Consider the following 8,301-nt stretch of genomic DNA (forward strand, 5'->3'; position numbering starts at 1 on the left):
AAATAGATCACTTTGAGGATGTAAGAGAAATGGTCCAGGGACTGATCTTCCCCGCTGCTCTCGGCATTCTATTTCTCTCGCTGTGGAGATGGGTGGGGAAACGCCCGATCCATTGGAATTTTTCTTTTCTTTACCTCGTCCTCCTCGGCGGTGGACTGGCGACCTGAGAAAGTCTTGCATGGCGGCACATGTTTGAAACGCTGCATTGGTGGATTTTTCAGGATGATAGTTGGATCCTCCCCAAACATTCTTATTCCGTAAAACTCTTCCCCTACGCGGTTTGGAAGACCGCTAGTATCGTAGTTCTGAGTGCCCTCGCCCTCTGCGTTCTCCTGCAACTTGCCCCGTCCCTCCACCGCTCCCCGAAATCGAAAAAACTTGGAAAGCAAGGACGACAGGAAGGCGCCTGAGAATACTTGCCCTAGCCCGCCACGTCCTGCCCCATCACCAGCGCGTCCACATCAAAGCCGAGCGACCGGGCCTTGTCGGTGAGCATCTTCCACGTCGCGGGCGCCATGGTCGGCGTGCGGCTCAGGATCCACAGATACGAGCGGTCGGGGCCGCAGACCATCGACCACTGGTAGTCCAGGCCTTCCGGCGATTTCTCAGCTGTGCGCTTGTTGTTCTTTCCAGCCAGCGTGATGCCACAGGTTGGGGGTGGAAGGCAATCGGACTGCGGCGCAGATGGGCGTGTGGGCGGTGGGTTCATACAGGATCATCCTGCCTTGGTTTCTGTGCCTTTTTGGCACCTATATTGACCGCAGAGCAGCCGCAGGGCTACGGTACCGGCATGGGTTGTCTAAAGGTATCTCGATCGTATCAAGTTCTCGAGAGCGGTTTTATTTCGAGAGGATTCCTGATTCTCGCCAGCTGCATGTTGGTGTTTGGCTGCGCTCGCCCCGTACAGGTGGGACCCAACCGATACATGGTTAGTCAGACTGGAAATACCGCAATGGAAGCCGCGGAATGGGCAATTGCCTGGGCACAAAGCGAGTGTGAAAGTCAGGGCTTGGAAGCCCGTATGATTGATCGAGAACAGAGTGGGCTAGGTCGAGGCTGGGGACTAGGTACCAATTCGAACTCGGAGGTCTCCGTGGAGTACGAGTGCGTCGAACCGGGCACGCCTCTTCCCCTCGACCCTGCGGCACCCACGGCCAACAAGCCCCCCGAAGAACGGCTTCTGGACCTTGCAAATCTTAAGGAGCGGGGGGCGATCACCCAGTCGGAGTTCGATGCGCTTAAAGCGGAGATTCTCCGCAATGCAACCAGCGACTGACTCGCCTCTGGCACAGCCTCTGTCGCGGTTCGAGCAGCGTGGCTGCGACCATGGAGTAGGTTTCCGCAGGCATGGCCGGGTTTCTGGGGGTTTTCTGCACTCGTATTGACCGCCGAGCAGCCGCGGGGCTACGGTACCGGCATGCGCTCCAGACTCCTGCCCGCAGCCATCCTGACCCTCGCTTTTGCATCGCCGGCGCTTGCGGCCATCCCTGAAGGCGATGCGCTGAAAAAGTTTACCTCCGGTGGGCATGTCCTCGGTTTTGATTCGAATGGCTACTTCACCTCGAACGGGACCTACGCGCTGCGGGTGCGGTTCGAAGGGTCTGCGGGTTCTGAGCCGATCGCCTCGGGTGCCGAGCAGGGGACCGCGTCGCCCAGTGAGCAGGCCCCGGCGCTTGAGAAGGTCTCGTACAAAGACATCTGGCCGGGTGTCGATCTCGTCTATGACGCACCGGACGGCGGCATCGCGCGGAGTACTTGGACCGTGGCGCCGGGGACCGATCCGGGTTCGATACGACTTGCCTACAACCGACCGGTACGGCTAACCGAACGCGGCGAACTGCAGATCGGATTCGACACAGGAACGATTACTGAGAGCGCGCCGATTGCGTGGCAGGTGGTTGATGGCAGGCGAGAGCCGGTCGAGGTGGCGTTCGCGGCAGTGACGGATGGGCCTGTTGGCTTTGTCGTCGGCGAGTATCGCGAGGACCTGCCGCTGGTAATCGATCCAACGCTTACGTGGAACTCCTTCCTCGGGGGAAACGGGTATGATGTTGCCAACACCATAGTCATCGATTCGGGTGGTTATGTTTTCGTGGGGGGACAGAGTGATGCCGGCTGGGGCGCCCCAGTACGCGAGCACTCTGGCAACGTGGACCGCTTCGCAGCCAAACTAAACCCGGCCGGCAATCTGCTGTGGCACACCTTTCTTGGCGGTCCGGAGAACGACTGGGGCACAAAGCTTACCATCGACGCGGAAGGAGGCGTTCTCGTTGCGGGCCATAGCTATGGCGTCTGGGGAAATCCATTGCGGGCATTCAGCAACGCCCCCAATGCGTTTGCGGCAAAACTCGACCAGTCCGGTAATTTGGCTTGGAGCACCTTTCTGGCACCCTCATCGGGCGGTAGCGAAAGTGATGGAATTGAAGTCGATCCTGCTGGCAACATTTATTTCGGGGGCTGCAGCGGCGACAGCTGGGGAAATCCGATCAGGGCTTACTCAGCCAGTCGAGATCGATTTGCAGCGAAGCTGAATTCCGACGGTGAACTAATCTGGAACACGTTTCTGGGTGGCCAGGGGGACGATTGCGGGACTGACATCGCCATCGACACGAATGGCAATCTTTACCTCCTCGGCAACAGCAGTTCCTCGTGGGGCGGCCCCGTACGTCCACACTCCGGCGACACCGATGCGTTTACTGCGCTGCTTGACTCCTCAGGAAACCTCATCTGGAGCACATTCTTGGGCGGCGATGATTACGATTACGGAGCCGGCATCGCGGTCGACGAAGGCGGTAACGCTCTCATTACGGGCCACAGCAATGCCCACTGGGGCAACCCCGTCCGGGCCAATGCAGGTGGACGAGACGGCTTCGCCGTTAAACTCGATTCATCGGGCGAAATCCTGTGGCATACTTTCATCGGGGGAACGGGTAGCGACATCGCAAGGGCCGCCGAAATCGATGACGGCGGATTTACGTACATCACTGGGGCCAGCGGCGACGGTTGGCAAGAAGCCGAATCTACGTTTTCCGGCAGCCCTGACGCGTTCATCGTAAAGCTCGATACTTCAGGCGAGCAGGTATGGAGTATCTTCCTGGGCGGAGACGAAGATCAGGCGGGCCATGATGTTGCGCTTGGCGCAAACGACTCCATCTTTGTGGCTGGCGGAACCCGTGCTAGCTGGGGCAGCCCCATCAGCGCCTACAATGGCGGCGGCGATGCTTTTGTCGCAAAGGTAGCGCAGCAGTTTTGTGGAAACTCCACAATTGACGATGGCGAGCAGTGTGACGACGGAAACACCATCGACGGCGACTGCTGCTCCTCGACCTGCGAAATCGAGCCTGCGGATACAGTCTGCGGCCCAGCCGCAGACATCTGTGACATCGAAGAAGTCTGCGACGGCACAAGCTCCACCTGCCCCGCCGATGAACGTCTTCCCGACACGGACACCGACGGCACCTGCGACGCCTACGACATCTGCCCCGATGATCCTGACCCGTCCCAAGCAGACACCGACGAAGACGGTCTGGGCGACGCCTGCGACCCCTGCACGGGCGGTATTAAGGCCTATAAGCCGCTGCTCAAGGCCACCAACTTCGCGACCGCGGCCGGCGACGATAAGTTGAAGTATAAAGCCAAGCTGATCTTCGATGATGCGGTATCGATCAGCCCACAGAACCAAGGTTTCCGGTTGATCGTGCAAGATGCCAATGCCAATGTCCTCGTCGACCTCGATATCCCCTCTGGGCTCTATGACCCGATTGCCCGCAGCGGTTGGATCCCGACGCCCAACGGCAAGAAGTTCCAGTACATTACCAAGACTCCCGTGGATGGGATGCTGCCCAAGGTCATTCTCAAGTGGAACCCCAAGAAGGCCAACGAGGTTCTGGTGATCGTCAAAGGCAAGTCCGGTGACTTCGCCGACCCGAACGCCACGCTCCCCCTAAAAGCCACCGTATCTCTCGACCCGACCGATGCCATGACCAGCCTATGCGCGGAGGCTGAGTTCCCAGGACCGAAGCCTCTGCCGTACTGCCGCATGAGCGGCAATAGCGTTGCCGTGACCTGCAAATAGGAAGAGACCATGAAGAAAATCCTGCTCGCTATCCTCGCCACTCTAGCCCTCACACCAGCCGCCGACGGCAATCCCGAAGTCGGTCTTCGCAGCGCGGGGATTGCAGTATGCGCCCACGAATCGGATCGGGCTGTGTATACCAGCAAACGACACCCGGGGCTAACTTTTGTAGGCGCCCCGACCCCCGACGTTCCCGCATTAATCCGAACTTCGGCTCGACGGCTCACGCGGCGCTAAACTACGTTTCCCAAATCAACTAACCGCCCCCTAACCCAGGAGCGAAATCATGAAGACACCGAGGTCTGCGGAGCAGAAGAGCGTCGGCTTGAGTCGAACCGACGGGTTGAGTGTCGCGCGTGCTCTGACCATCATCTGGAACTATCTGCGTGAGCACGGCTTGAGCGGTCTCTTTCGCATCATTGCGGAGCAGTATCTGGGCGCCCTCATTCGATCTTTTCCGGGCGGTGTCGGGATCGTACTCCGTTCGCTGCTCTACAAGTGCCTCTTTGGAAAATTGGAGGGCTTTGCCTTCATCTACGTCGGGGCCTACATCGACCATTGCTCGGGGATTCGAGCGGGGCGCTCGATTTCCATCAATTCGATGGCCTACGTCAGTGGGCGAGGTGGGTTGACGTTGGGAAGCGGCGTTGGGATTGGCCCGAATGCCGTGGTGGTCGCGCATGTGCACAACTACGAATCGCGAAGCCGACCGTTCATGGAGCAAGGACACCGAGTCGCCCCCACGTTCATCGGCGACGATTGCATGATCTGCGCGAACTCGGTCATTAACGCAGGCGTTCGCGTCGCGGAGGGGACGATCGTTTGTGCGGGGGCTGTCGTGACGAAGGATACCGAGCCGTACTCGATTGTCGCGGGAATTCCGGCGGCTTGTATCGGCTATCGCACCGACGAAAGCGCCGAGGCGGGAGGCGAGACAACCATGGACCCGCCAGATCCGGGGAACTGAGACGGAAGGAACCTGAAGACCGTTTTTGCCTAGCGAGCGCTCTTTTTTTGATGCCGGAAAGTGGCATCAAAATCCGCATTCTGGCCTCTTCTGCGCGGGCCTCCCGCTCGGTCCCCCGGAAGGTCTTTGTCACCCGTTTTCCGCCCCCGATACGGAAGCTGATCTGCCAAGTTTTCCCTCGCTTCGATATTCCCATTTCCTGCCCTCGATTCCTGTTGGACAGCTGGGAAATCACCCGAGGTTACTTGCCTTAACCCCTACCCCGCCACGTCCTGCCCCATCACCAGCGCGTCCACATCAAAGCCGAGTGACCGGGCCTTGTCGGTGAGCATCTTCCACGTCGCGGGCGCCATGGTCGGCGTGCGGCTCAGGATCCACAGATACGAGCGGTCGGGGCCGCAGACCATCGACCACTGGTAGTCTTCCTTGTCGAGCGCGATAACGTTGTAGCCGCCGTAGAACGGGCGAAAGAACGAGACCTTCAGGGCGCCCACGTCGCGCGGGCCGACGAAATAGGCGCGGCCCTCGGCCTTGGCCATCTCGCCCGTGGCCTTCTCGCGGCCCTGATTGAGTACATTGATGCCGCCATCCTCGCGGGTCGAGTACTGGGCGGTGACATCGACCAGGCCTTCTTCGAAGCGATTTTCCATCCGGGCGATCTCGAACCAGCGACCCAAATAGCGCTCGGCCTCGAAGCCCTCGACTGGCGCGATTCCCTCGGGTGCCTGCGTGCAACCTGCACCCAGCAGACCCGCGCACAACAAAACCACCGGCAACCACCAGCACACACCCGTATTCCGACCTGCCACTTTCAATCCTGTTCCTGCTCGCACGGCTTCACCCGATTCCTTTGTCTGATGCGCCTGACATGAGCCCCTTTTCGGAGCCCTTGGAGGAGCTTCTTGTTTCGACCCGCGCCCGGCCCTCTTGCCGGCGCGTACCCTGCGATTTTTGCAGAAAAACACAGGCCGGAAAACCACAGGCCCGGTTCCGCCCGAACGGCGGCGAAGCCGGCGTTTGCGAAGCGGCCGCTGGCAGGCAAAAGACTATATATGGAAAGACCCGCCTTCACCCAAAACCGCGGCGCTTCGCTGCTCTATTGCACCGTCGTCTATCTGATCGCCGTCCCGGCGGCCTGGTATACGTTTTCGGCCTCTGGGCTCTCGCCTCTGTGGGCGATGACCGCCGGGCTCTATGTGGCATCGATCATCACCTTTCTGGCGATGCTGCCCGTGAACAACGGCTCGGTCTTTGATGCCTATTGGAGCATTCTGCCGCCGGCGGCCGCCGGCTACTTTGCCACGCTGGCAGCAGTGCCTGACTGGTCGATGCGCCAGATCGCGGTCATGACGGTCGTTTGGTTCTGGGCGATTCGATTGACGCTGAACTGGGCCCGCAGCTTTCCGGGGCTGCATCACGAGGACTTCCGCTACATCGACCTTTACGAGAAGACACCGACGCCGCGCTGGTTTGTGCAGCTGGCTCTGGTCGACCTCTTTCCCACCCTGCAGATCGTGCTCGGTTGCCTGCCGCTCTATCCCGCCCTGGCCATGGGCGACCTCAGCTTTGGCTGGCTCGATGGCTTGGCGCTGGGCGTTGGTCTGGCCGCGACCCTGATCGAGCTGGTCGCCGACGAACAGATGCGTGCCTTTGTACGCCAACGCACCCCCGGCGCGCATATGGAAAGCGGTCTGTGGCGTTACTCGCGCCATCCGAACTATTTCGGCGAGATGCTCTTCTGGCTGTCGCTTTGGCTCTTCGCGCTGTCGGCCGCACCGGCCTATTGGTGGACCGGCATCGGCGTGCTGGCGATGTTCCTGATGTTCGTCTTTGCCAGTATCCCGATGATGGACACCCGCAGCCGCGAGCGTCGGCCCGGCTTTGCGGACTACGAAGCCCGAACATCCAGCTTGATGCTCTGGCCGCCGAAAGGAAATTGAGCCGACGACCGCCCGCGGCGTGCCGCTTCGTGCCGCTTCGCGCGGACACGCGCGGATCCGCGCCTGTTTGCGCCCAGGCGAACCATCCCGGGGCCCTCAACCGTCACTTTTTCAATAAAAACGATGCACACTGAAAAATTTCTTCTGATTGTCGACCATGGAAGCAAGCGGCCCGAGGCCGCCGCCTTCCTCGAGCGTCTGGCCACGCAGGTCGCCACAGCCAAGCCCGACTGGCAGATCCGCACAGCTCATCTGGAGATCTGCCCGCCGGATATCGCCGAGGCGATCGACCGATGCGTGGGCGACGGCGCCCGCGAGATCGTAATTCAGCCGTTTTTCCTGCTGCCCGGCCGCCATACCCGCGAAGACATCCCGGCCATTGCCGAGGCCGCCCGGGTGAAACACGCAAATTGCACGATCCGCGTGGGTGCCGCGATCGGCGAGGACGACCAGATGGTCGAGATCCTCGTCCGACGAGCGACAGCCTTGCTCGCAGAAACGTCCTGAAAAGGCTCGCGATCCGCGCCGGCAGCACATAAGGATAACCCACCCAGACCGACGCCGGCGTCGGTCCAATGCAAGAACATTCTTCGGAGGAATCAATGGATATTCAGGCTTGTGACAAACTTCTGCGCACGACGCGCTCGGTCCGCAAACGTCTCGACTTCGACAAACCCGTCGAGCCGAAAGTGCTCGAGGAGTGCATCGACATCGCGCTGCAGGCCCCCACGGGATCCAATATGCAGGGCTGGAGCGTGGTGGTGGTCACCGACGAGGACAAGAAAAAGGCCATCGCCGACGTCTACAAAACCGGCTTTGCCGGCTATGCCGCCATGCGCGAAGAAATGCCACCGGCGTTTGACGACAACGACCCACGCGCCAAGCAGATGCCGCGTGTAGTCGACTCGGCCACCTATCTCGCCGAAAACATGCACAAGGCTCCGGCACTGGTGATCTTCTGCATCGAGGGCCGCGTGGAACAGGCCGGCGTCGCGGCACAGGCCTCGATCTACGGCTCGATTCTGCCGGCGGCGTGGTCGTTCATGCTGGCGGGACGCTCACGTGGGCTCGGCATGGCGTGGACGACAATCCATCTTTTCGAAGAAGCCAAGGTCGCCGAGATGCTGGCCCTGCCCGCCGCGGTCACCCAAACCGTGCTCTTCCCGGTCGCCTACTACACCGGCGACGATTTCAAGGAAGCCAAGCGCCTGCCGGCAGGCGAGCTGACGCACTGGAACACCTGGGGCAACCACAAAAGCTGAATTGTGCCCCCGACGAACTGCCGAAACGCCCGCCCGCTTTTGCCGGCGGGCGTTTCT

The 8,301-nt window shown here is 60.5% G+C and carries 8 protein-coding genes; 6 read left to right on the forward strand and 2 right to left on the reverse strand.

Translation table 11 applies throughout. The features are described 5' to 3' along the window. Positions 1–421 precede the first annotated feature (421 nt). Positions 422–709 carry a lipocalin family protein gene (locus tag P8K07_05005; protein MDG1957883.1) on the reverse strand — a complete coding sequence of 96 codons (288 nt, stop codon included), beginning with the start codon at positions 707–709 and terminating at the stop codon, positions 422–424. Between the two features lie 312 nt (positions 710–1,021). On the opposite strand from P8K07_05005, the gene P8K07_05010 reads away from it, so the two are divergent. The 3 genes from P8K07_05010 (at position 1,022) to P8K07_05020 (ending at position 5,042) form a co-directional block, all read left to right on the forward strand. Next, positions 1,022–1,276: an SHOCT domain-containing protein gene (locus tag P8K07_05010; protein MDG1957884.1), complete on the forward strand. Its 255-nt coding sequence runs from the start codon at positions 1,022–1,024 to the stop codon at positions 1,274–1,276. A 141-nt stretch (positions 1,277–1,417) separates the two neighbouring features. Continuing rightward, positions 1,418–4,075, forward strand: coding sequence for an SBBP repeat-containing protein (locus P8K07_05015; protein ID MDG1957885.1), 2,658 nt, complete (start codon positions 1,418–1,420; stop codon positions 4,073–4,075). Between the two features lie 286 nt (positions 4,076–4,361). Beyond that, positions 4,362–5,042 (forward strand): acyltransferase, encoded by a 681-nt coding sequence (locus P8K07_05020; protein ID MDG1957886.1) that lies wholly within the window; start codon positions 4,362–4,364, stop codon positions 5,040–5,042. A gap of 257 nt (positions 5,043–5,299) precedes the next feature. Here P8K07_05020 and P8K07_05025 read toward each other — a convergent pair whose 3' ends face one another. Further along, complete coding sequence (locus P8K07_05025) at positions 5,300–5,857, reverse strand: lipocalin family protein (protein MDG1957887.1); 558 nt, start codon at positions 5,855–5,857, stop codon at positions 5,300–5,302. A 237-nt stretch (positions 5,858–6,094) separates the two neighbouring features. Between P8K07_05025 and P8K07_05030 the strand changes: the two genes are divergently transcribed. The 3 genes from P8K07_05030 to P8K07_05040 all read left to right on the forward strand — a co-directional run bounded on the left by P8K07_05030 (position 6,095) and on the right by P8K07_05040 (position 8,244). Further along, positions 6,095–6,982: a DUF1295 domain-containing protein gene (locus P8K07_05030; GenBank protein ID MDG1957888.1), complete on the forward strand. Its 888-nt coding sequence runs from the start codon at positions 6,095–6,097 to the stop codon at positions 6,980–6,982. A gap of 123 nt (positions 6,983–7,105) precedes the next feature. Beyond that, on the forward strand, positions 7,106–7,489 hold the full coding sequence (locus P8K07_05035) for a CbiX/SirB N-terminal domain-containing protein (GenBank protein MDG1957889.1): 384 nt from the start codon (positions 7,106–7,108) through the stop codon (positions 7,487–7,489). A gap of 95 nt (positions 7,490–7,584) precedes the next feature. Next, positions 7,585–8,244, forward strand: a complete 660-nt coding sequence (locus tag P8K07_05040) for a nitroreductase family protein (GenBank protein MDG1957890.1) — start codon at positions 7,585–7,587, stop codon at positions 8,242–8,244. The last annotated feature ends 57 nt before the right edge of the window (positions 8,245–8,301 follow it).

The sequence above is a fragment of the Candidatus Binatia bacterium genome (genome assembly GCA_029248525.1).
Lineage (GTDB): Bacteria > Desulfobacterota > Binatia > UBA12015 > UBA12015 > UBA12015.